The organism is Bradyrhizobium sp. LA2.1, from assembly GCF_040547725.1.
Classification (GTDB): Bacteria; Pseudomonadota; Alphaproteobacteria; order Rhizobiales; family Xanthobacteraceae; genus Bradyrhizobium; species Bradyrhizobium barranii.
This window is the reverse complement of record NZ_JBEPQI010000034.1, coordinates 55,709-82,070: the sequence shown is the minus strand read 5'-3', so window position 1 is coordinate 82,070 and position 26,362 is coordinate 55,709. Positions and strand designations below refer to the sequence as shown.

The 26,362-nt window shown below is 65.5% G+C and carries 23 protein-coding genes and 1 pseudogene; 7 read left to right on the top strand and 17 right to left on the bottom strand.

Annotated features, from left to right (window positions below; genetic code table 11):
* Positions 1-145: 145 nt before the first annotated feature.
* Together ABIB95_RS41865 and ABIB95_RS41860 are read right to left on the bottom strand one after the other, a co-directional pair.
* Positions 146-757: a DUF2147 domain-containing protein gene (locus ABIB95_RS41865; RefSeq protein ID WP_354248533.1), complete on the bottom strand. Its 612-nt coding sequence runs from the start codon at positions 755-757 to the stop codon at positions 146-148.
* 107 nt (positions 758-864) lie between these two features.
* Positions 865-1,893: an NAD(P)/FAD-dependent oxidoreductase gene (locus tag ABIB95_RS41860; protein WP_354114896.1), complete on the bottom strand. Its 1,029-nt coding sequence runs from the start codon at positions 1,891-1,893 to the stop codon at positions 865-867.
* Between the two features lie 181 nt (positions 1,894-2,074).
* On the opposite strand from ABIB95_RS41860, the pseudogene ABIB95_RS41855 reads away from it, so the two are divergent.
* A pseudogene (locus ABIB95_RS41855) lies at positions 2,075-2,541 on the top strand (acyl-CoA thioesterase).
* Positions 2,542-2,556: 15 nt separating this feature from the next.
* Here the strand turns inward: ABIB95_RS41855 and ABIB95_RS41850 are convergent.
* Both ABIB95_RS41850 and ABIB95_RS41845 read right to left on the bottom strand, forming a co-directional pair.
* The gene (locus ABIB95_RS41850) at positions 2,557-2,877 is read right to left on the bottom strand and encodes a 2Fe-2S iron-sulfur cluster-binding protein (protein WP_014493954.1); all 321 of its coding nucleotides are present in this window, start codon (positions 2,875-2,877) and stop codon (positions 2,557-2,559) included.
* Between the two features lie 166 nt (positions 2,878-3,043).
* Positions 3,044-3,418, bottom strand: coding sequence for an Hpt domain-containing protein (locus tag ABIB95_RS41845; protein WP_354248531.1), 375 nt, complete (start codon positions 3,416-3,418; stop codon positions 3,044-3,046).
* A 395-nt stretch (positions 3,419-3,813) separates the two neighbouring features.
* Between ABIB95_RS41845 and ABIB95_RS41840 the strand changes: the two genes are divergently transcribed.
* Positions 3,814-9,522, top strand: coding sequence for an apolipoprotein A-IV repeat region-like domain-containing protein (locus ABIB95_RS41840; protein ID WP_354248529.1), 5,709 nt, complete (start codon positions 3,814-3,816; stop codon positions 9,520-9,522).
* A gap of 232 nt (positions 9,523-9,754) precedes the next feature.
* Here ABIB95_RS41840 and ABIB95_RS41835 read toward each other — a convergent pair whose 3' ends face one another.
* From ABIB95_RS41835 to ABIB95_RS41820, 4 genes are read right to left on the bottom strand one after another with little or no spacing between them, the layout of a single operon-like run.
* Positions 9,755-10,108 (bottom strand): hypothetical protein, encoded by a 354-nt coding sequence (locus ABIB95_RS41835; RefSeq protein WP_354248527.1) that lies wholly within the window; start codon positions 10,106-10,108, stop codon positions 9,755-9,757.
* Positions 10,109-10,165: 57 nt separating this feature from the next.
* Positions 10,166-11,047, bottom strand: coding sequence for an MlaD family protein (locus ABIB95_RS41830; protein WP_354248525.1), 882 nt, complete (start codon positions 11,045-11,047; stop codon positions 10,166-10,168).
* Between the two features lie 16 nt (positions 11,048-11,063).
* The gene (locus ABIB95_RS41825; protein WP_354248523.1) at positions 11,064-11,846 is read right to left on the bottom strand and encodes an ABC transporter ATP-binding protein; all 783 of its coding nucleotides are present in this window, start codon (positions 11,844-11,846) and stop codon (positions 11,064-11,066) included.
* Between the two features lie 2 nt (positions 11,847-11,848).
* On the bottom strand, positions 11,849-12,982 hold the full coding sequence (locus ABIB95_RS41820) for an MlaE family ABC transporter permease (RefSeq protein WP_038944308.1): 1,134 nt from the start codon (positions 12,980-12,982) through the stop codon (positions 11,849-11,851).
* Between the two features lie 143 nt (positions 12,983-13,125).
* On the opposite strand from ABIB95_RS41820, the gene dgcA reads away from it, so the two are divergent.
* A complete protein-coding gene (dgcA, locus tag ABIB95_RS41815; protein WP_354248520.1) occupies positions 13,126-14,121 on the top strand; it encodes an N-acetyl-D-Glu racemase DgcA in 996 nt (331 codons plus the stop codon).
* Here dgcA and ABIB95_RS41810 read toward each other — a convergent pair.
* Entirely contained in the window at positions 14,091-15,287 is a 1,197-nt protein-coding gene (locus tag ABIB95_RS41810) for an MFS transporter (RefSeq protein ID WP_354248518.1), read from the bottom strand. The two genes, dgcA and ABIB95_RS41810, sit on opposite strands and share 31 nt — an antisense overlap.
* A 75-nt stretch (positions 15,288-15,362) precedes the next feature.
* Between ABIB95_RS41810 and ABIB95_RS41805 the strand changes: the two genes are divergently transcribed.
* Positions 15,363-16,736, top strand: a complete 1,374-nt coding sequence (locus ABIB95_RS41805; protein ID WP_354248516.1) for a hypothetical protein — start codon at positions 15,363-15,365, stop codon at positions 16,734-16,736.
* A 219-nt stretch (positions 16,737-16,955) separates the two neighbouring features.
* Here the strand turns inward: ABIB95_RS41805 and budC are convergent, their stop codons facing one another.
* Positions 16,956-17,726 (bottom strand): meso-2,3-butanediol dehydrogenase, encoded by a 771-nt coding sequence (budC, locus tag ABIB95_RS41800; protein WP_354248514.1) that lies wholly within the window; start codon positions 17,724-17,726, stop codon positions 16,956-16,958.
* Positions 17,727-17,854: 128 nt separating this feature from the next.
* Positions 17,855-18,214 carry a hypothetical protein gene (locus ABIB95_RS41795; RefSeq protein ID WP_071912117.1) on the bottom strand — a complete coding sequence of 120 codons (360 nt, stop codon included), beginning with the start codon at positions 18,212-18,214 and terminating at the stop codon, positions 17,855-17,857.
* Positions 18,215-18,363: 149 nt separating this feature from the next.
* On the opposite strand from ABIB95_RS41795, the gene ABIB95_RS41790 reads away from it, so the two are divergent.
* Positions 18,364-18,747 carry a VOC family protein gene (locus ABIB95_RS41790; RefSeq protein ID WP_354248511.1) on the top strand — a complete coding sequence of 128 codons (384 nt, stop codon included), beginning with the start codon at positions 18,364-18,366 and terminating at the stop codon, positions 18,745-18,747.
* Here ABIB95_RS41790 and ABIB95_RS41785 read toward each other — a convergent pair.
* A complete protein-coding gene (locus tag ABIB95_RS41785; protein ID WP_354120701.1) occupies positions 18,740-18,949 on the bottom strand; it encodes an RbsD/FucU domain-containing protein in 210 nt (69 codons plus the stop codon). The genes ABIB95_RS41790 and ABIB95_RS41785 overlap by 8 nt on opposite strands.
* A gap of 142 nt (positions 18,950-19,091) precedes the next feature.
* On the opposite strand from ABIB95_RS41785, the gene ABIB95_RS41780 reads away from it, so the two are divergent.
* Complete coding sequence (locus tag ABIB95_RS41780) at positions 19,092-20,891, top strand: caspase family protein (protein WP_354248509.1); 1,800 nt, start codon at positions 19,092-19,094, stop codon at positions 20,889-20,891.
* A gap of 73 nt (positions 20,892-20,964) precedes the next feature.
* On the opposite strand, the gene ABIB95_RS41775 is transcribed toward ABIB95_RS41780, so the two are convergent.
* The 4 genes from ABIB95_RS41775 to thiD form a co-directional block, all read right to left on the bottom strand.
* Complete coding sequence (locus tag ABIB95_RS41775; protein WP_028153337.1) at positions 20,965-21,948, bottom strand: threonine/serine dehydratase family protein; 984 nt, start codon at positions 21,946-21,948, stop codon at positions 20,965-20,967.
* A 64-nt stretch (positions 21,949-22,012) separates the two neighbouring features.
* Positions 22,013-23,056 carry a glycosyltransferase family 4 protein gene (locus ABIB95_RS41770; RefSeq protein ID WP_354248507.1) on the bottom strand — a complete coding sequence of 348 codons (1,044 nt, stop codon included), beginning with the start codon at positions 23,054-23,056 and terminating at the stop codon, positions 22,013-22,015.
* Complete coding sequence (locus tag ABIB95_RS41765; RefSeq protein WP_028153339.1) at positions 23,056-23,868, bottom strand: UDP-2,3-diacylglucosamine diphosphatase; 813 nt, start codon at positions 23,866-23,868, stop codon at positions 23,056-23,058. The genes ABIB95_RS41770 and ABIB95_RS41765 overlap by 1 nt, the downstream gene beginning before the upstream one ends.
* Positions 23,869-24,083: 215 nt before the next feature.
* Entirely contained in the window at positions 24,084-24,884 is an 801-nt protein-coding gene (gene thiD / locus ABIB95_RS41760) for a bifunctional hydroxymethylpyrimidine kinase/phosphomethylpyrimidine kinase (protein ID WP_354248505.1), read from the bottom strand.
* Positions 24,885-25,012: 128 nt separating this feature from the next.
* Here thiD and ABIB95_RS41755 point away from each other — a divergent pair, with 128 nt between their 5' ends.
* Positions 25,013-25,258, top strand: coding sequence for an Lrp/AsnC ligand binding domain-containing protein (locus ABIB95_RS41755; protein ID WP_014493934.1), 246 nt, complete (start codon positions 25,013-25,015; stop codon positions 25,256-25,258).
* A gap of 27 nt (positions 25,259-25,285) precedes the next feature.
* Here ABIB95_RS41755 and ABIB95_RS41750 read toward each other — a convergent pair whose 3' ends face one another.
* Complete coding sequence (locus ABIB95_RS41750) at positions 25,286-26,215, bottom strand: c-type cytochrome (RefSeq protein WP_354248503.1); 930 nt, start codon at positions 26,213-26,215, stop codon at positions 25,286-25,288.
* Positions 26,216-26,362 lie beyond the last annotated feature (147 nt).

The window sequence follows — 26,362 nt, the reverse complement described above, 5'->3', positions numbered from 1 at the left end:
GCCGCCCACCAAGTCGCTATCATCGACTTGGCGAGCGGAAAAAGTGTCGGCTATGTCCCCGAACACCCGTCGGTCATGTCCCCGGGCTGAACACTTGATCGGGCGATCCAGTATTCCAGAGACAGTGCGAGGATACGGAGGCGACCTACTGCTTCGGCGTCGGCGCCATCATCGCGCCGCCCTTCTTCGCTGCCGGCGCGGGCGCCGGCTTCGTCGTCGCGGCGGTCGCCTGTGCCGGAAGATATTTGGCGACGATGGCAGGATCGACCTGGGCGATGTAGGCGTCGGGAAGACGCGTCCAGGTCTCGTCCTTGCCGAACAGGGAAATGCCGAGGAAGCCGCGCATGGTCAGCGTCTGCCCGTCCGCGCTGACCGACATCTTGGCCTTCCAGATGTTGCCGTCGCGCGGATTGACCACGTTGCCGCCGTCATACTTCAAGCCGTCGCGCTTCATGTCGCGGATGAAGGAGAGCCCGAGCACCGGCGCGTTCTTGCGATCGTCCGTGCATTTCGCACAGACCTCATTCGGGTCGTCGCCGGGGCGCGGAAAGGTTTTTGCGATCACGCCTTCGAAGATGCCGTTGTGGTCGACGAAGAGAAACCATCCCACCGTCTTGCCGTCCTCGATCTTCTGCCAAAGACCCGCGGCGGTTGGCTGCTGCGCCTGTGCGGCTACCGGCCCAACCGCGCCAAGCGTCAGCGCAACAGCGAGCGCGAGGAGCGAGAGCAGCCGAAAGCTGGAAAAGAGAGTCCGCATTATGATCACCTTGCTAAGCCGCCACTGCAATGGCCGCAGACTACGGCGATTTCGCGAACGGTTCCAGCGCCAGAAACATGGGGCATGGCCTGCCGAACCCGGTGCCGTCAGTTGACACCGAGCTTCTTTTGCAGACTGGAGGACGAGGTCGTGTACTGGAACACGAGCCGCTTCTCCGGATAGACGTAGCGATGGGCTTTTTGCGACATCAGCGCGCCCTCGTGGAAGCCGCACAGGATCAGCTTGATCTTGCCGGGGTAGGTGTTGATGTCGCCGATGGCGAAGATGCCGGATACGTTGGTCTCGAACGCGGACGTCTCGACCGGCACCAGATTGTTCTCCAGCGCGATGCCCCAGTTCGCGACCGGACCGAGCTTCATGGTCAGCCCGAAGAACGGCAGCATGGTATCGCAGGAAATTTCGCTCACGCTGTTGTCGTTGCCCTTGACGGTGGCGCCGGTCAGCTTGCCCTCGGTGCCGGACAGCGCGGTGACCTGCCCGAGTCGCAGATCCATCTTTCCGTCGGCCACCAGCGCGCGCATCTGCTCGACGCTGTGGGGCGCGGCGCGAAAATCGTCGCGCCGGTGCAGCAGCGTGATGCGCTTGGCGAGCGGATGCAGATTGAGCGTCCAATCGAGCGCGGAATCGCCGCCGCCGACGATCAGAACGCTCTTGTCGCGGAACGTCTCCATCTTGCGCACGGCGTAGTGCACCGACGTGCCTTCATAGGCCTCGATGCCCGGCACCGGCGGACGCTTGGGCTGGAACGAGCCGCCGCCGGCCGCGATCACCACCACCTTGCATTCGAACACCTTGCCCGCGTCGGTGGTGCAGCGAAACAAGGGATCGCCGATCTTCTCCACCGTCTCCACCATCTCGCCGAGATGGAAGGTCGGATGGAACGGCTTGATCTGCTCCATCAGCGCGTCGGTGAGGCCGTGCCCCGAAATGTGCGGAATGCCGGGAATGTCGTAGATCGGCTTTTCCGGATAGAGTTCGGCGCACTGGCCGCCGACCTTGTCGAGGATATCGATGAAATGCGCCTTCATGTCGAGAAGGCCAAGCTCGAAGGCGGCGAACAGACCACAGGGGCCGGCGCCAATAATCAGCACATCGGTTTTGATCACGTCGCTCATGTCGTCTCTTTATCGATCGTTATCGGTTGGACGCCGCCCGGGGGCAGAAGTGACCCTGCCTGTCTAGCCAACGGGGATGGATCAGGGAAGGCATAAAAGAGGGAGCACCCCGCGGCCGCGCCCACTTGCCGGGTCAGGATAACTGGGCTGTAACGGGATGCGATATGACGGAGATCAATCGGTGAACGCACCAAGCCGCCTCGATACGACGCCGCGCCTGGAGGACTATCCCTATCGTCTCGGCGACAATGTCCGCTTCGGCGATCTCGATCCGAACCAGCACGTCAACAACGCGGTCTACGCCACTTATTTCGAGACCGGCCGTGTCACGCTGATGAAGAGCCCGGAATACGGGCTGACGCCGCCGGGCTCGCCTGGATCATGGTGCGGCTCGACATCCATTTCCGCGCCGAGCTGCACTGGCCGAACACGATCGAGCTCGGCCTCGGCGTGGTCAAGCTGGGACGGACGTCGGTGACCTTCGAACAGGTGGTGTTTTCGGAAGGAAAGTGCATCGCATCGGCGATGTCGGTCGGCGTCATGCTCGACGAGGCGACGCGGCGGCCTGCACCGCTCACCGCTGAGATCATCGAGAAGCTCAGACCCTGGCACAAGCGCGGTATCGAGGTCGCGCCGCCGAGCATCTAGTATAGTGAGGGACGATCAGGCCTGCCGTTCCGGCGTCGCCACGACGAGCCCGTCGAGTTCGTCGGAGACCTTGATCTGGCAGGACAGCCGCGAGTTCGGGCGCACGTCGAAACCGAAATCGAGCATGTCCTCTTCCATCGGCGTCGGGCTGCCGACCTTCTCGCGCCAGGCTTCGTCGACATAGACATGGCAGGTTGCGCAGGCACAGGCACCGCCGCATTCGGCCTCGATGCCGGGAATGCTGTTGCGGATGGCGGCTTCCATCACGGTCGCGCCGTTCTCGACTTCCACCGTACGGGTTTCGCCCTTGTGGTCGACAAAGTTAATCTTGGCCATGTGTGCTCGTGCTGCCGCGATGTTGCGAATGAAGGAGGGTCCGGGCTGTCCTATAACGGGTCGATCCGCCCGGCGCCATAGGGTTTTGAAGCGACGTGAATCCCGCTTCGCGGGAAGAAAACGCGTCAAAACAAAAGACTAGAGCGCGGTTTCTCGCCCTGTCGCCCTAGGGCTTCAGGATCGCCTCGATGGCGGCGCGAGCCTCGGTCACCGCCTCTTTCAGCGCGGCGAAGGCGTGGGGCTGGCCATGGCCGGTCCGGACCGCGGTCTCCAGGCTGGCTGCGGCATCCGCCACCGCAAAGGCGCCGATTCCGCGCGCCGAGCCCTTGAGCTTGTGGGCGAGTGCGCCGGCCTCGGCCGGCAGTGCTGCCATCGCCGCGATCAGGCGGACCGCCTGCTCGGCGAACATCGCGAGCACTTCCTGTTCCAGCTCAGTGTCCCCGAGCGTCATGCGCGAGAGGTGATCGAGGTCGAGCGGGCTGTCGATGGGTGCAAGCGGGGGCGAAGGCATCCAGTCCATCCGTTGCAGTTCAGGCGTCATGGCGCAGGCCCCGGCATCGCGCGATGTCCGCCGATCCGGCGGTCAAGTTCCCCCCACCGAAGCATGGAAATGGTTAACGAAGTGTTTGGGCCGTTTTACGCAAATCCGCCCGTTTATTGACGAAAAGTTGCCGCAATCCGGCGAGTCCAGTGGAGAATTCCATTTATTGCTAAGGCGTTACGGCGCTATCCTGTTAACGATGATTAAGATTGTCTTAATCCCGGGCATTTCATTCGCGACGCTCTGCCAATAGGATGTTGCGGAAATTGGCGGACAAGCCGTCCGGGTGGGGACGGCTGGGAATCCGCGTAAGCGGCATGATCCGGTCTGTGGGCTTGCGTAGCGCGCTGGGCTCGCGGGGGGACGCGTACAAGTAACGAGGGCTCGGACTGAACATGGCGAACACTCCGAAAAAGGTCAAAGACCCGACAGAAGTTGCGCTTTCTGCGATCCAGGAAGCCCTGAACATCAGCGACACGGCCGCGGACACCAGCCGCAACGCCTCGATGCGCAACGAAACGTCGTCTCCGGTGGGGCCGCCGGCTCCCCCGATCTTCGACGAGCCGACCTTCGAGCCGCGTCCTGCCGCCAACGAGCGCGCCACCGTGTTCGATACGATCGAGGAGCCGCGCAGCTCGCGCCGTGCCGCCAACGACGACCGCGAGACCATCGGCCAGTTGCTCCAGGCGCTTCAGAAGGGCCGCCCTGCCCGCAGCGTCTACACCTTCGCCACCATCTTCGCCGGCGTCTGGCTCGCAGCCTGCGCCGCGCTCACCGTCGGCTTCCTGCCCTCGATCCAGGCCGCCATGGGCCAGAGCGGCGGCGTGCTCGTCATCGCCGGCCTGATCGCGATGTTCTTCGCGCCGATCATGCTGTTCTACTTCCTGGCGAGCCTCGTCTGGCGCGGCCAGGAAATGCGCATGATCGCGCAGGCGATGGCGCAGGTCGCGATCCGCTTCTCCGAGCCCGAGGGCTCGGCGTCCGATTCCATGGTCACCGTCGGCCAGGCCATCCGCCGCGAGGTCGCGGCGATGGGCGACGGCATCGAGCGCGCCATCGCGCGCGCTGGCGAGCTCGAGACGCTGGTCGCCAACGAGGTTGCGGCGCTCGAGCGCGCCTATTCCGACAACGAAGTGCGCATCCGCTCGCTGCTCCAGGACATCGCGCACCAGCGCGACAATCTGGTCGGCCAGGCCGAGCAGGTCCGCAGCGCCATCTCCGGCGTGCAGATCGATCTGCGCCACGACATCGCGCTGATCTCGGACGCGATCGCCTCGCGCGTCGACGAGGTCGCCAAGAGCATCACCGGCGCGCTGGAAGAGCGCGGCGCCCACATCACCGGCGCACTGAGCAATGCCGGCGATAACATGATCCTCGCGCTCGGCGAGCGCGGCGGCGACCTGCTCGACCGCCTCGAGGAGGCCAGCAACGAGACCACGCGCGCCGTGCTCGACGCCAGCGAGCGGCTGACCACCAGCCTCAACTTCAAGACCGGCCACGTCCACGACGAGTTCGTCGACCTCGCCGACCGCGTCCACGAGATGCTGAACGAGCGTATCGACCGCATCACCGGCGAGTTCGAGCAGCGCTCCGCCGCCATCGTCGACGGCATCTCCGAGCGCACCGAGCAGGTGCATGACAGCCTGAAGAATTCGTCGGACTCGCTGCTGCTCGAGCTCGAGCTGCGCTCCAACGACCTCTCCGCCAAGATCGACGATGCCGGCAACCGGCTCGCCGGCCACATCATGACCTCCGGCGACAAGGCGAGCGAGGCGCTCGACGCCACCGTCAACACGCTCGTCGCCAAGGTCGTCAGCCAGACCGAGACCGCGCACGACTCGCTGTCGCTGCAGATGAGCGCGTTCGACGAGCTGGTGAAGAACCAGGGCACCGAGCTGGTCGAGAGGTTCGCCCGCGACTCCGGCACGCTCGGCGCGCTGATCACCCGCCACATCTCCGAGTTCGACCGCACCGTGAAGACGTTCGGCGGTGATATCGTCGATCGCATGGGCCAGCGCACCCAGGACATCGCCGAGAGCCTGAAGACCTATGTCGACAATTTCGATACCCGCTTCACCTCGAACGGCGGGGCGATCACGGCCGTGCTCGACCAGCGCCTGGTGCAGTTCGAGACCACGGTCGGCGAACGTGTCACCAACCTCGACGCCTCGCTGAACGACAAGATCGTCAGCCTCGACGGCACGATCGAAGGCCACATCAGGACCTTCGACGACCAGCTCGTCGGCCGCGTCGCCGCGCTCGAACAGTCGTTCGACACCCGCGCCAAGTCGGTGACCGAAACCATCGACGGACGCCTCAACACCCTCGCCTCGTCGCTGACCGACGGTGCCGCGCAGGCGATCCAGTCGATCGACTCCCGCCTCACTCACCTCACGACGTCGCTCACTGACGGCGCATCGCAGGCCATCGAGACGATCGATACGCGCCTCAACTATCTCGCGACCTCGCTCACCGATGGCGCATCGCAGACCATCCAGTCGATCGATACGCGGCTGACGCACCTCACGACGACGCTCTCGGGCGGCGCCTCGCAGGCGCTCGAATCCATCGATACGCGCCTCACCTATCTGACGACCGCGGTGACGAACGGCGCCTCGCAGGCCGTGCAGTCGATCGACACGCGCCTCACCCTCCTGACCTCGACGCTCACGGACGGCACCGCGCAGGCGATCGAGGCGGTCGACCGCCGCATCACCGGCGTCGCCGAGATGATCGACGGCCGCAGCACGCACCTGACCGACACGGTCACGGCGCGCTTCCAGGACATCCACCAGGCCATCGAGACCAAGGTCGGCTCGGTCGCCAACGACATCGACGTGCGCGTGGCGCAGTTCGAGGACCTGCTCGGCTCGCGTGTCGAAGCCGTCGCCGGCCGCATCGAGAGCAGCGGCCGTCAGGCCAGCGAGGACATGATGTCCCGCGCCGAGATGATCTCGACCGCGATCCGCTCGCATGTCGAGGATGCCGAGCGCTCGCTCACCAACCTCGTCGTCAACACCAGTGAAACGATCCAGACCGGTGCGCGTACCGCCCAGCAGTCGCTGATGACGGTCTCCTCCGACGTCAACGCCCAGCTCAAGATGACCTCCACCGAGGTCGAGCGCGCGCTGACCGCAGTCGGCACCGGTGCTGCGAACTCCATCCTGAGCAGCGCCCGCGAGGCTCAGTCGACCCTGGTCGCGGCCTCGGGCGATGCCTCCAACCAGATCAAGGGGCTCGCGGTCGACGTCGAACGCACGCTGTCGGCGGCCGGTTCTGCCACCGCAGCCTCGATCCTGGCCGGCGCCCGCGAGGTGCAGACCACGCTCGTCACGGCGTCTTCGGACGCGGCCAACCACGTCAAGACCCTCACCGCCGACGTGCAGCGTTCGCTGTCGCTGGCGGGCGCCACCACGGCGGAATCGATCACCGCCGGCGCCCGCGATGCGCAGAGCGCGCTGATCGCGGCCTCGACCGAGACCGCCAACCAGATCAAGGCGCTGTCCTCGGACGTGCAGCGCTCGCTCTCGATGGCCGGCACCTCGACGGCCGAGACCATCATGACCGGCGCCCGCGAAGCCCAGACCACGCTCGTCAACGCGTCCTCGGATGCGGCGACCCAGGTCAAGTCGCTCGCGGTCGAAGTGCATCGGTCGCTCTCGCAGGTCGGCCAGTCGACCGCCGAGACGATCACGACCAGCGCCCGCGACGCCCAGAGCACCCTGCTCTCCGTCTCGGCCGAACAGACCAGCCAGGTCCGTTCGTTGGCGGCCGAGATGCAGCGCGCGCTGGCGACCGCCGGCGGCGCCACCATCGAGGCGCTCACCAGCGGCGTGCGCGAGGCCCAGGGCACGCTGATCACCGCCTCGACGGATGCGGCAAGCCAGATCAAGTCGCTGACCACGGACATCGAGCGCACGCTGACCTCAGTCGGCGCCGACACCGCCTCGACCATCCTCAACAGCGCGCGTGAGGCGCAGACCTCGCTGACGTCGACGTCGGCGGATGCCGCAAGCCAGATCCGCACGATCTCGACCGAGATCGAGCGCGTATTGAGCACGGCCACGACCAACGCCACCAACGACATCCAGACCAGCGCGCTCAACGCCCAGAACGCGCTGATCAACGCCTCCAACGAGGCAAGCTCGCGCGTCAAGTCGAGTTCGTCCGACGTCGAGCGTTCGGTGCTCGCCGCCAGCAGCAGCTTCGGCCAGGCCATGACCGGCAAGACCGACGAGATCGTCACCTACGTGCAGCAGCAGGCCGACCGTCTGTCGAACATGATCGACGCCAAGCGCGGCGCGCTGGTCGACGCGATCGGCTCGAAGACCAGCCAGCTCACGCTCGACATCGACCGCGTCACCTCGGATGCGCTGAAGTCGATCGAGACGCGCGGCCATGCGTTCTCGCAGACGATGATGGGCAACGGCTCCGAAGTCGCCCGCACCATCAACGCGGCGAGCGAGATGGCCACCGGCGCAGTCGGCAAGTCGCTCAAGGACCTCGAGCAGGCTTCCCGCTCGGCGATCGACCAGTCGCGCCAGGTCTCGATCGCGGCCGTCACCGAGATGCAGGAGACCAGCAAGATCCTGCGTACCGACACGGTGGCCCTGTTCGAGCGTCTGCGCGAAGGCAACATCCTGCTCCAGGAGGTGCTGACCGGTGCGCACGACAACCTCAACTCGCTCGAGCGGGCGCTGGTGACACGCGTCGCCGACTTCGTCTCGGCGATGAACGACGTCACCTCGCGCAACGGCGCTGCGACGCAGAACCTGGAAGACCAGCTCAACGTCTTCAACACGAAGACCACACGGGCGCTGCAGGACCTCGGCGAGCTGTCGACCCAGTTCGACGCGCACGGCAAGGCGCTGGTCGAGGCCGCGCAGGTCGTCGAGGTGAGCAACAAGAACACCACCGCTTCCCTCGCCGAACGCAAGCAGGCGCTGGAATCGCTCGTCACGACCATCGACCTGCGCACGGCCGATCTCGACCAGCGTCTGTCGCGCTTCACCGGCCTGCTCGATGAATCGCTGGCCGCCGCCGAAGAGCGTGCCCGCGACATCGCCCGCGTCGTCGCGGAGACCGCTGGCGCAGGTTCCGCCGCGATCACCCGCCAGTTCGAGGCGGTGCGCGTGGCGTCCGAGGAGGAGCACCGCCAGACCATCGAGGCCATGCACGACATCTACCGCCAGACCACGGACGAGGCGGACACGATGTTCAAGCAGTCGACCGAGAAGTTCACCAACCTCGTCTCCAGCATGAAGCAGATGGCGTTCGAGATGCACAACGAGCTCGAAGCCACCCGCAACGAGCTGCGCCGCGGCGTGCTCGAGATGCCGCAGGAGGCCGCCGAGAGCACTGCGCAGATGCGCAAGGTGATCGTCGACCAGATCGAGGCCCTCGCCGAGCTCAACCGCATCGTGGCCCAGCATGGCCGTGGCCTCGACGTCTCCACGACGGGCCGCACCGGCGTGCAGCGCCAGGAAGAGCCATTGCTGGCAGCCGTCGGCACGCGCAACACCGAGACCCGCGGCCGCGACACCGGCAGCGCCTCGACGCTGCCGCCGCCGGACCTCGGCATGCCCGCCCCCTCGCGCCGCACCGAAGCGCCGCCGGTCGCACCCGCGGGCAACGACCAGGGCCGCGACGGCTGGCTGTCGGACCTCCTGAACCGCACGGACGCCAACCAGGGTGCTCCGACCGGACGTGAGGCCCCGCGTGGCCGCGCGGCACCCGCGCCGCAGCCACAGGCTCCGCAGGGTGGCAGCAATCCGCTGGAGTCGCTGTCGCTCGACATCGGCCGCCTGATGGACCGCAACCTCGCCGCCGAGATGTGGGACCGCTACCAGCGCGGCGAGAACAAGGCCTTCACCAAGCGCCTCTACACGCCCGCCGGCCAGAAGGCCTTTGACGAGGTCGCCCGCAAGTACCGCGCCGACCGCAACTTCAAGGGCACGGTCGACCGCTACGTCGCCGAGTTCGAGCGTCTGCTCGACGAAGTCGCCCGCGACGGCCGTGGTCCGCAGGAGCTGCGCAGCCACCTGACCTCGGAGACGGGCCTGGTCTACACCCTGCTCGCACACGCCGCGGGTCGGCTGGGGTAAGCGGCTCGTAACGACAACGAATAACGAATGAAAACGGAGGCCTCACGGCCTCCGTTTTTGTTTGGGGCGTCACTGCGCGAACAATTCGCCGCCTATTGGAGAATTACTGCGTCCTACAAGCACCGTCATTGCGAGGAGCTCTTGCGACGAAGCAATCCAGGCCGTTCCCGCGGAGATAGTCTGGGTTGCTTCGCTTCGCTCGCAATGACGGAGAAGAAAGGCGTGGACTAGACTAGGTGAATGCGCCCGGACCACTCCAATCGAATATCATTGGCCGCAGTTCTTCCAAGACAGATTCAAGCGTCGACAGGGTTGCTCGACGCTCTTCACGCTGACCCCATTTGGTCGGGCTAGAGGGATCAAGCGCAGAAGCGATCACGGTCACGTCGCCTTGAGCATTCGGAAGGTCAAGCCACATTTGAGCGCGCCGATTGCCAAGTCGGTCGAACACCCAGACCGAGCGTACATTGCATTCGCGGTCCAGCTTAGCCACTTGTATGCCGTGCTTTCTTGCCCACGGCGCTAGGACGGAGTCGATGACGTCGTATGGATCGCTTTGAAACACGAACGGATCGCCACCGGACATTGATCGGTCCTTTTGTCACTTCGGCTTCGGCGATCGGTAACCGATTCACATCGAGTCCTACTGCCGCTTGCGCTCGTTCGCTGGCGCCGGCCTCGGCGGCTCGGCGGGCGGCGGCGCGGCGGCCGGGGCGCTGTTGCTGGCGCCGAACAGCACGCGGGTCGGGTTGCGATCGAAATTGTTCACGGCGCGGCTGATGTCACCGAGGGTGCGGCGGCCGTCGGTCATCAATGCGCCGGAGCGCTTGTCGAAGTCATCGGCCAGCTCGCGGATCGACTTCACCGCCTGGAACAGCTCGCCGCCATCCTTGCCGCCGGCGAGCGTGTTGAGGCCGAGCATGAGGCTGTCGGCCTTGTGCATGACGCCGTCGACCTTGGCCATCACGCCGTCGATCTTCTCGGAGTTGCGCGCGAGCGAGTTGGTGAAGGTCTCGAGGTTCTTCAGCGAGTTCTTCACCGACTCCTGGTTGTCCGCGACGATCTTGTTGATGTTCTGGAGCGTGCCGCGGATCGCCTCGGTGACGTCCTGGAGCTTGTTGGGATCGGCCGTCAGCGACGGGATGCCGTCCTCGTCGAGCGGCGGCGGAGGCGCCGCCTCCTCGCCGCCCTTGAGCGAGATCGCGGCGACGCCGGTCAGGCCCTGGAATTCGAGGCCGACCAGGGTGTCCTTGCGCAGCGGTGTGTTGTTCTCGACCATGGCGAGTGCGACAACCCGCCGCGGGTTGTCGAGCTTCACCGAGACCACCTCACCTACCCGGATACCGTTGAAGTTGACACTGCCGCCGTTGCGCAGGCCCGCCGCCGGGCCCTCGAACACGACGCGCAGGGGGCTGCGCTGCTTGGTGGTGTGCAGCGACTGGAACCACAGCACGAAGCCGATCGCCGCGGCGATCACCGCCAGCGTGAACGATCCGATCAGTACGTAATTGGCCCGCGTTTCCATCAGCTACTCCGGCACCTCAGCCCATCACCGCACGGGCGCGCTTGCCGTGGAAATATTGTCTCAGCCAGGGATGCTGCGAGGCCTGCATGTCGGCGATCGACCCTGCCGCAATGATCTTACCGTTCCCTAAAACGGCGATGCGGTCGCAGGCTGTGTAAAGGCTGTCGAGGTCGTGCGTTACCATGAAAACGGTCAGGCCCAAAGTACGCTGGAGCGTCCTGACCAGCTCGTCGAAATCGCCGGCGCCGATCGGATCGAGGCCCGAGGTCGGCTCGTCGAGGAACACGAGATCCGGATCGAGCGACAGCGCGCGCGCCAGCGCCACGCGCTTGATCATGCCGCCCGAAAGTTCCGAGGGAAAGCGATCTGCGACTTCCGGCTTGAGCCCGACCATGGTGAGCTTGGCCAGGGTGATCTCGTCCATCAGCCGCTGCGAGACCCGGAGATATTCGCGCATCGGGAACTGGATGTTCTGCCTGACGGTCAACGAGGAGAACAGCGCGCCCTGCTGAAACAGCACGCCCCAGCGGCGCTCGACGCTGCGGCGCTGCGAGGTGCTGGAGGAATCGAGGTCGACGCCGAACACCTCGATGGAGCCCGCGACCTTCGGCACGAGGCCGATGATGGTGCGCGTCAGCACCGACTTGCCGGCACCGGATGGGCCGACGAAGCCGAGGATTTCGCCGCGCTTGACGTCGAGGTTGAGGCCATCGAGCACGCGCGTCGCGCCGAACTGCACGGTGATGTCGCGAACGCGGATGATCGGATCTTGAATCGCGTCTTGAGATTCTTGCGCCATCGTCACATCCCGATCGAGGCGAAGAAGATGGCGAACACGCCGTCCATGACGATGACGAAGAAGATGCCCTTCACCACGGAGGCCGTGGTGTGCTGTCCGAGCGACTCCGCGCTGCCCTGCACGGCCAGCCCCTCGACGCAGGCGACGATGCCGATCACGGCCGCCATCACCGGTGCTTTCACGATGCCGACGATGAAATGGTCGATCGAGATGGCGTCGCGCAGGCGCAGCAGGAAGGCTTCGGGGTCGACGCCGCCATAGAGCCAGGCGACGAGGCCGCCGCCATAAAGCGCGGCCATGGCGCCGAGGAAGGCGAGGATCGGCAGCGCCAGCACCAGCGCCAGCATGCGCGGCAGCACCAGGACCTCAATCGGGTCGAAACCCATCGTGCGCAGCGCGTCGATCTCCTCGCGCATCTTCATCGAGCCGAGCTCGGCCGTGTAAGCGCTGCCCGAGCGACCTGCGACCATGATCGCGACCAGGAGGACGCCGATCTCGCGCAGCACCAGCACGCCGAGCATGTCGACGACGAAGATGTCGGCGCCGAATCTGCGGAAATGAAAAATGCCCTGCTGGGCGATGATGCAGCCGATCAGGAACGTGATCAGCACGATGATCGGCACCGCACGCCAGCAGACCTGCTCCATGTGGTGCACGGTCGAGGTCAGGCGGAACGAGCGCGGGTGGATCAAGACGCGAAACCCCGCCGCGAGCACCGCGCCGAGCATGTCGACGAGGCCCGCAACCGTGCCGGCGACCCCGGCCACGGCCCGGCCGATCTGCTCCAGCATGCCGGTGATGGTGACCGCGCTGCTGTCGACGACCGGCGTCGCCCTGACCCGCCGCACCTCGTCCACGAGGCTCGAATAATTGGCGGAGAGCCCTGCGATCTGCGCCTCGACAGCGCCCTGGGTCAGGCTGCGGCGCAGCCGTTCGATCAGCCAAGCGCCGAAGGTGTCGAGCTTGGCGACCTCGGAGACGTCGATGAAGATGCTTTGCGAGCCGCCGGCAAGCTTTTCGGCGTCAGCCACCATCCGCTCCAGGACCGGCGCGAAGCTCGCGGTCCAGGTTCCGGTGGCGCAGAGTGCCAGCGCATTGCCCTTGGCAATCCGTTCCAGCTTCGGATCGCCGCTCAAGGTCTCCGCTCCCGTGCCGGGGCGCGAGAAACGGGTAGAATCAGATGGTTGCGCACACGCCCTTACCCAGAGAAGGTATCCCCAACTGGTTAATGTTAGTTGCTAGAGGTAACTAGCAGGTTCAGATTTCGCCAGAGTTCAAAATGACTTCCAGCAAAGTTCCGGCCCTGGCCGCGCGAATCGAGCGCTTTCCCATCGCCGGCAGTTTTACCATCAGCCGGGGCGCCAAGACCGAGGCCGTGACCGTTGTGGCCGAAGTGAGCCGCAACGGCCTCACCGGCCGCGGCGAATGCGTGCCTTATCCCCGCTATGGCGAGACGCCCGAGGCAACCCTAGCCGCCATCCAGGCCATGCAGGCGGCCGTCGCGGGCGGCCTCTCGCGAGAGGCCCTGCAAGCCGCCATGCCGCCGGGAGCGGCCCGTAACGCGCTGGATTGCGCCCTGATCGACCTCGAGGCCAAGGCGACCGGCCTGCGGGCCTGGAACCTGCTGGACCGCCCGGTGCCGGGCGAGCGCACCACCGCCTTCACGATTTCGTTGGGCACCCCCGAGGCGATGGCGGCGGCGACGGCCAGGGCCGCGCACCGGCCATTGCTCAAGATCAAGCTCGGCGGCGACGGCGATCCGGAGCGGATCGCGGCGGTTCGGAAGGCCGCCCCCGAATCCGAACTGATCGTGGATGCTAACGAGGCCTGGACCGAGGCCAATCTGGAGCAGAATCTTGCCGCCTGCGACGCCGTCGGCGTCACCTTGGTCGAGCAGCCGCTGCCGGCCGGGAAGGATGACGCGCTGGCGCGGATCAAACGGCCGCTCGCGGTCTGCGCCGACGAGAGCGTGCATGACCGCAAATCGCTGGCGCCGCTCCGAGAGCGCTACGACGCCGTGAACATCAAGCTCGACAAGACCGGCGGCCTCACCGAGGCGCTCGCGATGGCCGATGCAGCGCAGGCGCTCGGTTTCGAGGTCATGATCGGCTGCATGGTCGCGACCTCGCTGTCGATGGCCCCCGCAATGCTGGTGACGCCGCAGGCGCGCTTCGTCGATCTCGACGGCCCGCTGCTGCTCGCGCGCGATCGCGATCACGGGCTGCGCTACGACGACAGCCTGGTCTATCCGCCTGATACCTCGCTCTGGGGATGAGCCTTGAGTCGATGCCGCGCCGACCAGATCACCAGCGCGCCGGCCGCGGCCATCGCGGCCATGACGTAGTACAAGCTGTCGCCGATGCGGGCGTAGATCGCACCTGATGCGATCGATGTCGCTGCACCCAACAGCCCGTTGCACGCGGCGTAATAGCCCTGCCCCCGCGCGATCTGATGCGATGGCACGCGCTGCACCAGCAGGTTCATGGTGCCGACGATGGTCATGCCGAAGGTGAGGCCGTGGCCGAGCTGCACGATCACGAGCAGCGCCAGCGGCGGCTCCTGCGCGGTGACGATCCAGCGCACCACGGCGCTCACGCCGCCGATCGCGATCAGCGTGGACGGATGCAGCGAGAACCGCGGCGACAGTGCGAACACGACGATCTCGGCGATCACACCCAGCGTCCAGAGGCCCGCGATCGTCAGCCCGTCGAAGCCGTGGAGCTGCCAGTTGATGGCCGAGAACGTGTAATAGGCGACATGGCTGCCCTGGATCAGCGCGGCCGACGCGATGACGGCCCAGAAGCCGCCATCGCGCAGCAAGGCCTTGCCGGCATGCGTCTCCGTCGTCCTTCGCCTGACATCGTCGAGCGGCTGCAGCAGCAGGCTGGCGGCGACCGCAACGACGGTCCACGCGACGATGATCCAGATCAGATCGCGCGCCGCGATGTGGTCGACGAGAAAGCCGCAGGCGAGCGAGCCCGCGGCGAAGGCCGCCGAGCCCCACAGCCGCAACGGTCCGTAGTCGAGCCCGTAGCGGGCGACGCCGCGCAACGCATAGGCATCGGTCAGCGGGGTCGTCGGCGTCCACATCATGCAGGTGAGCGCATAGATCAGGAACAGCGCCAGCGGCTGCTGCTGCAAGCCGACCGCCGTGAACCCGATCGCGGTTGCCACCACCGACACCATCATGCCGGCGCGAATGGCATGTCGCCTTTCGGCAAGGGCGGTGATCTGCGGCAGCGTGGTGAAGCGCGTGATCGCCGGCAGCGCGTTGATGAGGCCGATCCAGCTTGCGTCGATGCCGATCGCCTTCAGCCAGACCGGAAAGAACGGCAGATGCGTGCCCGACACCGCGAAGACCGCCGAATAGAACAGCGCAAGACTCACGGCGAATCGCCGCTTCACGGCGGCTTGCGTGGGGATTTGTGATTCGCCTGCCATCAAACCAATTGCGATTCGGTCGATATCGTGGTGATCGTTACAGTAACGCGTAGTGATTTGCGCGACGAGATTGTCATGGCCAACGAAGCATTCGCCCTCTCGCCTATGTCTGCCCGTGCGGCCGAGCCGAACGAGCAGGATTACGACGCGATCCGCGAAGCCTTCATGGAGACCGCGCGCGGCCGCTGGTTCCTCGGCGAATATGCCAAGCGCAACCGCAATGCGGATACCCGCATGGTGCTCGATGCGGTCGCGAAAATCGAAGAAACCCTTGCGGCACAGCGACTACCGGTCGTCGAGGATCGCCTGCCCGAGGCGCTGGTCGAGATCCGCCGCGCCATCCGCGAGGCCGAGACCATCGCGATCGCCGCCTTCGATCCCGCGGCGATCGAGGCCAGCCTCGCGCCGATTCCGCGCGGCGTGCGCATCATCAAGGAGATCTCCTGGCGCTGGCGCGAGATCGGCGCCGACGGGCGAATCTGCGATCTCATTGATTCGCAGCTAGCCTCCATCGAGGCGGCTTGCGGACAGCTATCGACCATCGACCCCCGCGTCGAGCTCAAGGCCGCATTCGATCTGCTCAGGGATCGGGTCGAGCAGCTTGATGGTGACGGCGACACAGCGCCGCAAGCGGCGGTGCATCCCCCGCCTGCGCCGGTGCAGGAAGCGCCCGTCGCAGAGGCTGCGCTTGTCGAGGCCGCGATGGCCACCGAAGCACCCGTGGCTTTTACGGAGGCGCCGCAGGACATCGCAACGACTCCCGCGCCCGAGGTAGCGGTCGAAGCGGCCAGCGCCGCCGAAGCACGCGCCGTTGGCGAGGACGCGATCGACGTCGCCCCCCAGCCGGAGCTCGTCGCCGGCCATCACGTCGGCCCCGAAGAGGAGGTCGCAGAGGCCGCCGCCTTCACTGAGGTGACTGACGGGGTCTCGCTCGACGCCGCCGCGGAAGCCGAGGACGAAGCCATACTCGATGCCATCGCGCTGGAAATGGCCGCACCCGATCCGGAGTTCGACGAGATCACCGAACCGGTCGAGCTGGAAGCGGCCATTCCGGAGCCGATGGCCGCGGAGGTCGCAGCGCCGATTGCCGCAGAGCTTCCGGAGCCGGTCGCAGCCGAGCCGGCCGTCACCGCAGTCGCGGAGGAGCCCGCCGAAGACGCGCCGATCGCGATGGACTCGCTCGCGCGCCTCACCGACGCCATTGCGGAGGCCGCCGCCGAAGTGATGGAGCAGCCGGCCCCGGCCATGGCGGCCGCCGCGACATTCGGCACAGCTCCGACCGCGACGCTTCCAATGCCCTCGCCCTTGTCCGCCTCCTTGCCCGAGCCCTCGCTCGGCGCCACCATCCTCGCCAGCGGCATCCTGCAAAAGCCCCGCGCGGCGGCCAACGACCCCATGGCGCCAATCCGCCGCATGACCCAGGCCGAGAAGATCGCGTTCTTCTCGTAAGGGGCGCGCGCTCTCCACATCGTCATTGCGAGCGCAGCGAAGCAATCCAGAGTCTTTCCGCGGAGAGATTCTGGATTGCTTCGCTGCGCTCGCAATGACGGAACAAGGTGAATCACCGCACCCTCTCTCGTGTCCCGGACAAGCTGCAACGCGTAGGCAGTTGCGGCGCAGAGCCGGGACCCAGGCTGCTGCACGGGAGGTCTCGCAAACCTAGCCGCGCTACGCGAAGGGGGCCTGCCCGGTCGATGCGTCGACGCCGCCGTCGACTGGCAGGTTCACCCCATTCACGAAGCTGGCGTCGTCGCTTGCGAGAAATGCGATGACGCTCGCGACTTCCTCGGACCGGGCTCCGCGCCCCAGGGGGATACGTTCCACCAGCTTCGCGAACAATTCCGGATATTGCTCCATGATCGGCGTCGTCAGGTCGGTGAGGGTCAATGATGGGCACACCGCATTGATGCGCACGCCTCTCGGGCCAAAGTCGAGCGCCAGGCTGCGTGTGAGATTGCTGACGGCCCCCTTCGTGGCGTTGTAGAAGCTCAAGCCCCGATCGCCGCCGAGCCCGCTGAGAGACGACACGTTGACGATCGAGCCGCCGCTTTCGATCAGGTGCGGAAGCGCGGCGCGCGTCATGTAGAGGACACCGTCGACATTGACCGCGAAGAGATCTCGCCACAGCTGGACCGGCGAGCCCAGGAAATCGATCAGTGCGCCCGTCCCGGCATTGTTGACGAGAATGTCGATCCTGCCGAATTGAAGGACCACGTCGGCGACCAGGCGCTCGACATCTGCGGCGATCGAAACGTCGGCGGATCGGATCATGCAGCGATCGGTGCCGAGTTCGGCGGCGACTTCAGCCAGCTTGACCTCCCGGCGCCCGTTCAGCACGACAATGGCGCCTTCGCCGTGAAAGCGCCTTGCGGCTGCGGCGCCGATGCCGCTGCCGGCGCCCGTAACGATGACGACTTTATCCTTGAACCGATCATTCATGCCAATAACTCCATCCAAAACCGCGAGGTCCGGACAAGAGCTAGGACACCGGAAAGACAGCCCGGTTTCAGCCGAACCGGATTCGGTTACGATTGAAATCTATCGCGCGAAGCGTTCCGCGAGGCCGATCAGCCGCAATTCCAGACTGCGCCGATCGGCGTCCGCGTCCAGCACGGCCCAAAACTGCCGCCATTGTAGCGGCCGCCGCCGAAGCCGGGCCGGCCGAAATAGCGCCATTCGCCATCCCAGCCGTAATATTGGGGCACCGGGTCGATGTACCAGTGGCGGCGGTCGCTGCGCGACATACGCCGCATCGCCTCCTTCTGCTTGTAGAGCGGAATGCTGTTGCTCAGCGGCTGGCGATAGCCCGGCAGGAAGCCGTAACCATGCCAAGCCTGCTTGGGGCGTTTTTGAGATGACGCAGCAGACGCGATGGCGGGCAGCAGCGACAGGACGACAGCAATGGATAGACACATAAGGCGCGACATGGATCGACCATAGACAGTCGCTTGCCCGAAGGCCATTCAAATTCGGGTGCGAGACTTTTCGCCGCTTCGACTCATTGGCTTCTCCCGATAAGCTCGCATTGCGCAGCATGAGGGCTGCGCGTGAAATTTGCATGTTCCGGAGTGAGCGGATGTCTGAAACCCCGCCCGTCGGCGCATTCGCCATCGTTCCCAGCAACGACCTTGCCGCTGCGATTCCGTTCTGGGAACGCCTCGGCTTTGCGCGCGCGGGCGGTGACGCCGACTACGTGATCATGACCGGTTGGGGCTGCGAGGTGCATCTCACACGAGCCGGCAATGGCCCGTGGCGCGTGCCCGAGCACAATCCCTTCGGCGTCTTCATTCGCACGCCCCACGTCGAGGCCATCGCCGCGCGCGTGGACGATCTGATCATCCACCCCGGTGGCGTGCTGCGTCACCGCGAATGGGGGATCTATGAGGTGGGCATCAACGGACCTGACGGTCTTCTCGTCAGGATCGGCTGGCCGTCAGGGCTGATGCATCGCCCTAGCTGATTACGCCCTTCCGGATCAGGAAGCATCCATAACCCCTGCTGTCGCCGACCTGCACGACGCCAAAGCTCGCCGCCGCCGCGCGATAGAATTCCGGGCGCGAGAGCTTGCCGGGAGCAACGGCGCGGCCGACCGCGCGTTCGATCTCCGCCAACACCGCGCGCTGCACGTCGGGGACGCGATCGGGATCGTCGACCGGCGCCATCACGCGCACCGGATCGGGATCGGTTCCAAGCGTGAATCACGCAGCCTACGCTAGTGATTGCGATCACGGACCACGGGCTCGAACGCGGCCAAGCTTCCTCGCAACCAATCTCGCATCGAGATGAGTGCCAGAGGAGCACGCCATGTTCCGCCTAAAGCCTTTCCTGATGACGGCTAGCCTCGTGGGAAGCCTGTTCGGCTTCGCCTGCGGCCCTGCTTCCGCGCAAGTCGCCCCGGTCCAGCCTGCCCCGACCGCGCTGCAAGGCCCGGAACAGCGCGTGGCGCTGGTGATCGGCAATTCCAACTACAAGAACGCGCCGCAGCTCCAAAACCCCGACAATGATGCGGAGTCGATGGCGCAGTTCCTGAACTCAGCCGGCTTCGAGGTGGTCGCCGCGACCGACCTGACCCAGAACGACATGCTCCGCGTCGTCCAGGATTTTTCCGCCAAGGTTTCCGCGCGGGGTCCGAACACTGTCGCCATGGTCTACTACGCCGGTCACGGCGTGCAGCTCGCCGGCGAGAACTATCTCGTTCCCGTCGATGCCAAGGTTTCGAACCCCACCGAGCTCGTGAGCAACTCGGTGCGCCTGGTCGACGTGATGTCGACGCTGGAGACGATCCCGAGCCGCATGCGCATCGTCATCCTCGATGCCTGCCGCAACAATCCGTTCCCTGATGTCAACGACGCCGGCCGCGGCCTCGCCATCGTCGATGCGCCGAACGGCTCGATCGTCGGCTACTCGACCGCGCCGGGCGCGGAAGCACAGGACGGCACCAACGGCCACAGCCCCTATACCCAAGCCTTCCTCAACGTCGCGCGAGAACCCAACGTGCCGATCGAGCAGCTGTTCAAGCGCGTGCGCCTCGAAGTGAACCAGACCACCAGCGGCGCGCAGATCCCGTGGGAAAGCTCGTCGCTGACCTCGGACTTCACCTTCTTCGGCGACACCGCTGTCGCCGCCAACCGCGCGCCGGTGAATGCGCCTGTCGTGCAGGTGGCCTCCAACCTGCCGAGCCGCTCGACGCGCCAGGCCTATGACTACGTCGTGTCCGAGGGACGGCCGGAGTACTATCAGGAGTTCATCCAGATGTACCCGCACGACCCGCTGTGCGACCACATCCGCTGGCTGCTCAACAACCTGCTGATCACGCAGGCCTGGCACAAGGCGGTGCTCGCGAACTCCCCGCTCGGCTACAAGAGCTTCTATGACAGCTACGGCAACAGCCCCTATGCGCAATCCGCGCTGAAGCTCCAGGTGCAGCCAAAGCTGATCCCCCTGATGCAGGCGACCAAGTTCCTGGCGCCGCAGAACATTGCTCCGACGTTCAAGGTCAGCAATCTCGGCCAGCCCAAATACATGCCGCTGATGCAGCAGGGCAATGGCGGTGGGCAGATGAATGGCAATCTGCCGGTCGTGCAGAAGCCGGTGGACAGCAACGTCATCGGCAAGCTCGGCAATGGCGGTCAGGTCGTCAACCTGCCGGCGGGCAACAACCAGCCGAACGGCACGCCGTCGCAGACCCCGGGCAAGATCGTCACTCTGCCTGCACCGACCAACACCAATGGCGGCACCGGCAAGATCGTGACGCTGCCCGCGACCAACAATACGCAGAACGGCGGCAGCAAGAATAACGGCACGACCAAAGGCACGCCTGGCAAGATCGTCAGCATGCCGGTGAATATCGGCAAGGGTGGCACGACTGTCGATACGAAGCCGGTCGTTCAGACGCAGAACAACCCGATCCGCGTCAACAACGGCGTGAAGCTCAACAACAACCCGGTGAACAAGGTGCAGGTCCAGAACAACCAGCAGAACAACCGCCCGCAATTCAATGCGACCAACCGTGTGGTCAACAACGGCGGCAACAACTTCCGGCAGTCGATGAACCAGGCGCCCTCGATGGGCGGCGGCAACAACCACCGCGGCTTCATGCGCTGATCGCCACAAGCGAAACGACAAAGGGGCAGAGCGGCGACGCTCTGCCCCTTCCTCGTGTTAGAAGGTCCGAAACCTAAGCAACCAGCTCGGCAAACAGATCCGCATCCACATTGCCGCCGGAGAGTACGATGACGACGTTCTTGCCGGCGACGTCGAGACGTCCTGCCAGCAGTGCGGCAAGACCGACAGCACCGCCCGGCTCGACCACGAGCTTCAGCTCGCGATAGGCAAAGGCCACGGCCGCACCGACTTCCTTGTCAGATGCCGTCACGCCGCGCGCCAAGAGCTTGCTGTTGATCGCAAAGGTCATCTCGCCGGGGATCAGGGCCATCAGCGCATCGCAGATGGTGCGGCCCGCAGGCCCATGCGGCTCGCGGTGGCCGGCGGTCAGCGAAATGCCGTGATCGTCGAACGCCTCGGGCTCGGCCACCACGATCTCGGCGAGCGGATAGCGCGCCTTCACTGCCGTGGCGACACCCGCGATCAGGCCGCCGCCGGAGGCCGGCGCCACCACGATGTCGGGGCTGAGGCCGAGCGCAGCCATGTCCTCCGCGATCTCACGACCTGCGGTGCCCTGCCCCGCGATCACGAACGGATCGTCATAGGGCCTGACCAGCGTCGCGCCGCGCTTCTCGGCGATGCCGCGCGAGATCGCCTCGCGGTCGTCGCGATCGCGATCGTACAGCACCACCTCGGCGCCGTAGGATTTGGTGCGCTCGCGCTTCGACAGCGGCGCATCCGCGGGCATCACGATGGTCGCGTGCATGTCGAGGATCTTTGCCGCGGCCGCCACGCCTTGGGCGTGGTTGCCGGACGAAAACGCGACGACGCCGCCGGCGCGCTTGTCCTGCGGGATCGAGGCGACCTTGTTGAAGGCGCCGCGGAACTTGAAGGAGCCGGTGCGCTGGAGCATCTCCGGCTTCAGGAAGACCTTTGCGCCGACGCGCTCGTTGAGCACGGGAAAGGACAACAGCGGGGTGCGGATGGCGAAGGGCGCGATCACGCGCGCTGCTGCATCGATATCGGCAGGGCCGATCGGGAGGAGCTGTTCGGTCATACCCAATGTTATCGCGCCGGACGAGGCGCGGGGCAAGACACCTGCGCGCGATGAACCTTGGTTTTCAGGCTACGAAACTAACCGGCTCCGCCCCATTCCTGCCTGGAAGCACCGCGCCAACCGCCTTGATGCTGTCCACAAAGGCCCTCGCCGAGGCATCCCAGGTGTAGTTGGCGGCGAATTCGACGCAGTCCTGCCGGGACACGTCGAGCGCCGCGAAGCAGGCGTTGCGCAGATCGTGATCGAGGGCGCCGACCGGTGCATCGCCGATCACGTCGCGGGGGCCCTTCACCGGGAAGGCCGCAACCGGCAGGCCGCTGGCGAGCGCTTCCAGCAGGACCAGGCCGAACGTGTCGGTCTTGCTGGGGAACACGAACACGTCGGCCGCCGCATAGATTGCCGCCAGCGCCTCGCCGTGCTTCTCGCCCAGGAAGATCGCATCCGGATAGGCTTCTTCCAGCGCGACCCGCGCCGGGCCGTCGCCGACGATCACCTTGGTGCCGGGCAGATCGAGATCGAGAAACGCCTCGAGGTTCTTCTCCACTGCGATCCGGCCGACCGAGAGAAACACCGGCGCCGGCAGGCAGAGGTCGATCCCACGGGGGTGGAACAGGCTGGTGTCGACGCCGCGCGGCCACAGCACGACGTTGTCGAAGCCGCGTTCGCCAAGCTCGCGGGCGAGCGCCGGCGTTGCCGCCATCACGGCGCGGCTGGGCGCGTGAAATCGGCGCAGCGCTCGCCAGATCAGGGATTCCGGAACCGGCACGCGGGCGCGGACATATTCGGGAAAGCGGGTGTGGAAGCTGGTCGTGAACGGCAGCTTGCGCTGGCGGCAGTAGCGGCGGACCATCAGGCCGATCGGCCCCTCCGTCGCAATGTGGATGCTGTCGGGGCGCGCCTCTTCGATCAGCTTCGCGATTCGCGCCGGGCGCGGCATGGCGAGCCGCACGTCGCGGTAGCTCGGCATCGCGAAGGTGCGGAACGATTGCGGCGTCAGGAACGTGAACTCGACACCGAGCCCCTCGGCGGCGTCTGCGAGCTTGGTCAGCGTCCGAACCACACCATTGACTTGCGGGTGCCAGGCGTCGGTCGCGACCAGGATGCGCATCAAGCGGCCCTTGCTGCGACCTGCGGGACCTGTGCCGGCTTCCGCGCCTGATCCGCCCAGGTGATGATCTCGAAATGACCATCGTCATGCTCGACCAGCGCCGTGCAGCTCTCGACCCAGTCGCCGCAATTCATGTAGCGGATGCCGCCCTCGTCGCGGATCACGGCATAGTGGATGTGGCCGCAGATCACGCCGTCGGCGTCGTGACGCCGCGCCTCGGCGGCGAGCGCCTGCTCGAACGCGCCGATATAGTTGACGGCGTTCTTGACCTTCTGCTTGGCCCATTGCGACAGTGACCAATAGGGCACTTTGAACATGCGCCGGAAGAAGTTGACGAAGCGATTCATCTGGATCGCGAAGTCATAGGCCTTGTCGCCGAGATGGGCGAGCCAGCGCGCGTTCTGCACCACGAGGTCGAAGATGTCGCCGTGGATGACGAGATAGCGCTTGCCGTCCACGCCGGTGTGGACGGTGTTCTCGACCACGTCGATGCCGCCGAAATGCGTGCCGTAATAGTTGCGCAGGAACTCGTCGTGATTGCCGGGAATGTAGATGACCTTGGCGCCCTTGCGCGCCTTGCGCAGCAGCTTCTGGACCAGGTCGTTATGCGATTGCGGCCAGTGCCAGCTCGATTTCAGCGCCCAGCCGTCGACGATGTCTCCGACGAGATAGATCGTGTCGGCATCGTGGTATCGCAGGAAGTCGAGCAGCAGGTCGGCTTGAGAACCGCGGGCTCCGAGATGAACGTCGGAGATGAACAACGTGCGAAAGCGCCTTTCAGGGCTCTCGTCACTCACATCGTAACTTCCCATGCGACAGCCTGTAACAATATCCCGTGACAGGGGGATGACCAATGAATCTTTGAGGCACCCTCGGATACGAATCAAACCTCGCCTCGCCCGTCCCGCGAATATCAGTCGCATGCGACAATCAGGCGACATGACGCCGCAACGGCCTCCGCAAGACCCCGGAACCGATGGCTGATCAGGTTAACGGCAGCGGTCCCGCGCGCCGCTGGCGGCCCGGATCAGTAAAATTTGTGGAAATGATGGATCGGCCCGTGGCCGTGGCCGACGCTGAAGCGGTCGGCGGCCGCGATCGCTGCGCTGATCCAGGCCTTGGCGCTCCGCACGGCCCGCTCGAGATCCTCGCCCCGGGCAAGCCCGGCCGCGACGGCCGAGGACAGTGAGCACCCCGTGCCGTGGGTGTTGCGGGTGGCGACCCGCGGCGCCGCAAGCGCGATCGTGTTGTCGGCATCGACGAGATAGTCGATGCTTTCGGCGCCCTCGCCGTGCCCGCCCTTGATCAGGACCGCGCGGCTGCCCAGCGCCAGCAGCCGGCGCCCCTGGCTCTCGATCTCGGCCTCGCGTGTCGCGACGGGCTCGTCGAGCAGAGCCGCGGCCTCGGGCAGATTAGGCGTGATCACCGACGCCAGCGGCATCAGTTTCTTGCGCAGGGCTTCCACGGCCTCCGCGGCGAGCAGGCGATCGCCGGAGGTTGCGACCATCACGGGATCGAGCACGATATGGCGAGGCTTCCAGCGCGACAGCGCCGCCGCGATCGCATCGATGCTGGCGGCCTGCGCCACCATCCCGATCTTCACCGCGCCGACCTCGAGATCGGAAAACACGGCATCGATCTGCGCGGTGACGAATTCGGCGGGCACCGCGTGGATGCCGGTGACGCCGTTCGTGTTCTGCGCCGTCAGCGCCGTGATCGCGGAGGCGCCATAGACGCCGAGCGCGGCAAAGGTCTTCAGGTCGGCCTGGATGCCGGCGCCGCCGCTCGAATCGGAGCCGGCGATGGTGAGCGCCACGGGCGTCGTCATGGGGCGATTTTCCGCGTTTTTGAGACCATCACCCGTCCTAGCGCGCACCCCGGTGGCCCGCAAGTTCGCTTGCTAAATCCGGCCGATTTTGGCCTATTAGCCGCCAGATATGCTTCGGAGTGACTGCAATGGTTCCTTTTTTCGTCCAGATCAAATGCAAGCTCGGCCAGTCCTACACGGTCGCCAACGCGCTTGCCGAAGCCGAGATCGCCTCCGAGATCTACTCCACGGCCGGCCATTACGATTTGCTGGTGAAGTTCTACGTCGACAAGGACACCGACATCGGCCACTTCATCAACGAGAAGGTGCAGGTGCTGCCGGGCATCCAGGACACCCTGACCATCATCACCTTCAAGGCGTTTGGCGCGAGCTGACTGCGCGTCGATTGGAAAGGGCCTGCTTCAGGCGCCGCCTTCCTTGCGTTTCGGCCGCGGCGGCCCGTCCACCGGAGGCAGCGATTTGATGTACTCCGCCATCGCCGCGAGGTCCTCGTCCGGCAATTGCGAGGTGTTCTTGATCACGCGCGTCATCGCGCCGCCGACACTGTCGCCGTCGGGCAATTCGCCGGTCTTGAGAAAATAGGCAATATCCTTCGCGCTCCACTCGCCGAGACGCTTCTGTGTGATGTTGGGCACCCAGCCCTCGCCTTCCGGATTGGGTCCGCCGGCAAAGCGTTCTCCGGAGATGATGCCGCCAAGCGCGTTGCGCGGGCTGTGGCATTCGGCGCAATGGCCGAAACTGTTGACGAGATAGGCGCCGCGATTCCATTGCGGCGACTTCGTGCCGTCGGCGACGAAAGGTTTTCCGTCCATAAACAAGAATTTCCAGATGCCGATGTTGCGCCGGATGTCGAACGGAAAGCGCACGTCGTGGTCACGCACCTTGCCTGCAACAGGCGGCAGCGTTTTCAGATAGGCGAAGAGGTCGAGCACGTCCTCGCGCCTGGCGTGCTGATAGGACGTGTAGGGAAAGGCCGGGAAATAATGCTGTCCGTCCGGCGAGACCCCATGCATGACCGCGTTGACGAAATCGGCGTCGGTCCATTTGCCGATGCCGTAGGTCGGATCGGAGGAGATGTTCGGCGCGTAGAACGTTCCGAACGGCGACTTGATCGCGACGCCGCCGCCGAGCCTGGTGCGATCGGGCTGGTCGGGGACGGCATGGCAGGACGCACATCCGCCGGCGTTAAACATCACCTCGCCATTGGCGAGATTGGGGACATGGGCAGGCGCGGCGGCACCGGCCGCCACCACCGGCGCGCTGAGCCACCAATAGACGCCCGCAGCAGCGACCGCGGCAAGCAGCGCCACGACAATTGTTCGTTGCAACATGCAGATCCATTCATTGCTTGCCGCGAACTTATGACCGATGTCCACGCGGCTCCAGCCACGAAGAATTTAGCCCGCCCCGGCCGGATTCGGGAATAAACTGAAACGGCCAATGTTGGAAGGTTGGCAGGGCCAACGAGGCCTCAGGGA

Excerpts from the sequence above, each read along its gene's own strand:
- ABIB95_RS41865 (WP_354248533.1), bottom strand. The coding sequence starts at position 757 with ATGCGGACTCTCTTTTCCAGCTTTCGGCTGCTCTCGCTCCTCGCGCTC.
- ABIB95_RS41860 (WP_354114896.1), bottom strand. The coding sequence starts at position 1,893 with ATGAGCGACGTGATCAAAACCGATGTGCTGATTATTGGCGCCGGCCCC.
- ABIB95_RS41850 (WP_014493954.1), bottom strand. The coding sequence starts at position 2,877 with ATGGCCAAGATTAACTTTGTCGACCACAAGGGCGAAACCCGTACGGTG.
- ABIB95_RS41845 (WP_354248531.1), bottom strand. The coding sequence starts at position 3,418 with ATGACGCCTGAACTGCAACGGATGGACTGGATGCCTTCGCCCCCGCTT.
- ABIB95_RS41840 (WP_354248529.1), top strand. The coding sequence starts at position 3,814 with ATGGCGAACACTCCGAAAAAGGTCAAAGACCCGACAGAAGTTGCGCTT.
- ABIB95_RS41835 (WP_354248527.1), bottom strand. The coding sequence starts at position 10,108 with ATGTCCGGTGGCGATCCGTTCGTGTTTCAAAGCGATCCATACGACGTC.
- ABIB95_RS41830 (WP_354248525.1), bottom strand. The coding sequence starts at position 11,047 with ATGGAAACGCGGGCCAATTACGTACTGATCGGATCGTTCACGCTGGCG.
- ABIB95_RS41825 (WP_354248523.1), bottom strand. The coding sequence starts at position 11,846 with ATGGCGCAAGAATCTCAAGACGCGATTCAAGATCCGATCATCCGCGTT.
- dgcA (WP_354248520.1), top strand. The coding sequence starts at position 13,126 with ATGACTTCCAGCAAAGTTCCGGCCCTGGCCGCGCGAATCGAGCGCTTT.
- ABIB95_RS41810 (WP_354248518.1), bottom strand. The coding sequence starts at position 15,287 with ATGGCAGGCGAATCACAAATCCCCACGCAAGCCGCCGTGAAGCGGCGA.
- ABIB95_RS41805 (WP_354248516.1), top strand. The coding sequence starts at position 15,363 with ATGGCCAACGAAGCATTCGCCCTCTCGCCTATGTCTGCCCGTGCGGCC.
- budC (WP_354248514.1), bottom strand. The coding sequence starts at position 17,726 with ATGAATGATCGGTTCAAGGATAAAGTCGTCATCGTTACGGGCGCCGGC.
- ABIB95_RS41795 (WP_071912117.1), bottom strand. The coding sequence starts at position 18,214 with ATGTCGCGCCTTATGTGTCTATCCATTGCTGTCGTCCTGTCGCTGCTG.
- ABIB95_RS41790 (WP_354248511.1), top strand. The coding sequence starts at position 18,364 with ATGTCTGAAACCCCGCCCGTCGGCGCATTCGCCATCGTTCCCAGCAAC.
- ABIB95_RS41785 (WP_354120701.1), bottom strand. The coding sequence starts at position 18,949 with ATGGCGCCGGTCGACGATCCCGATCGCGTCCCCGACGTGCAGCGCGCG.
- ABIB95_RS41780 (WP_354248509.1), top strand. The coding sequence starts at position 19,092 with ATGTTCCGCCTAAAGCCTTTCCTGATGACGGCTAGCCTCGTGGGAAGC.
- ABIB95_RS41775 (WP_028153337.1), bottom strand. The coding sequence starts at position 21,948 with ATGACCGAACAGCTCCTCCCGATCGGCCCTGCCGATATCGATGCAGCA.
- ABIB95_RS41770 (WP_354248507.1), bottom strand. The coding sequence starts at position 23,056 with ATGCGCATCCTGGTCGCGACCGACGCCTGGCACCCGCAAGTCAATGGT.
- ABIB95_RS41765 (WP_028153339.1), bottom strand. The coding sequence starts at position 23,868 with ATGGGAAGTTACGATGTGAGTGACGAGAGCCCTGAAAGGCGCTTTCGC.
- thiD (WP_354248505.1), bottom strand. The coding sequence starts at position 24,884 with ATGACGACGCCCGTGGCGCTCACCATCGCCGGCTCCGATTCGAGCGGC.
- ABIB95_RS41755 (WP_014493934.1), top strand. The coding sequence starts at position 25,013 with ATGGTTCCTTTTTTCGTCCAGATCAAATGCAAGCTCGGCCAGTCCTAC.
- ABIB95_RS41750 (WP_354248503.1), bottom strand. The coding sequence starts at position 26,215 with ATGTTGCAACGAACAATTGTCGTGGCGCTGCTTGCCGCGGTCGCTGCT.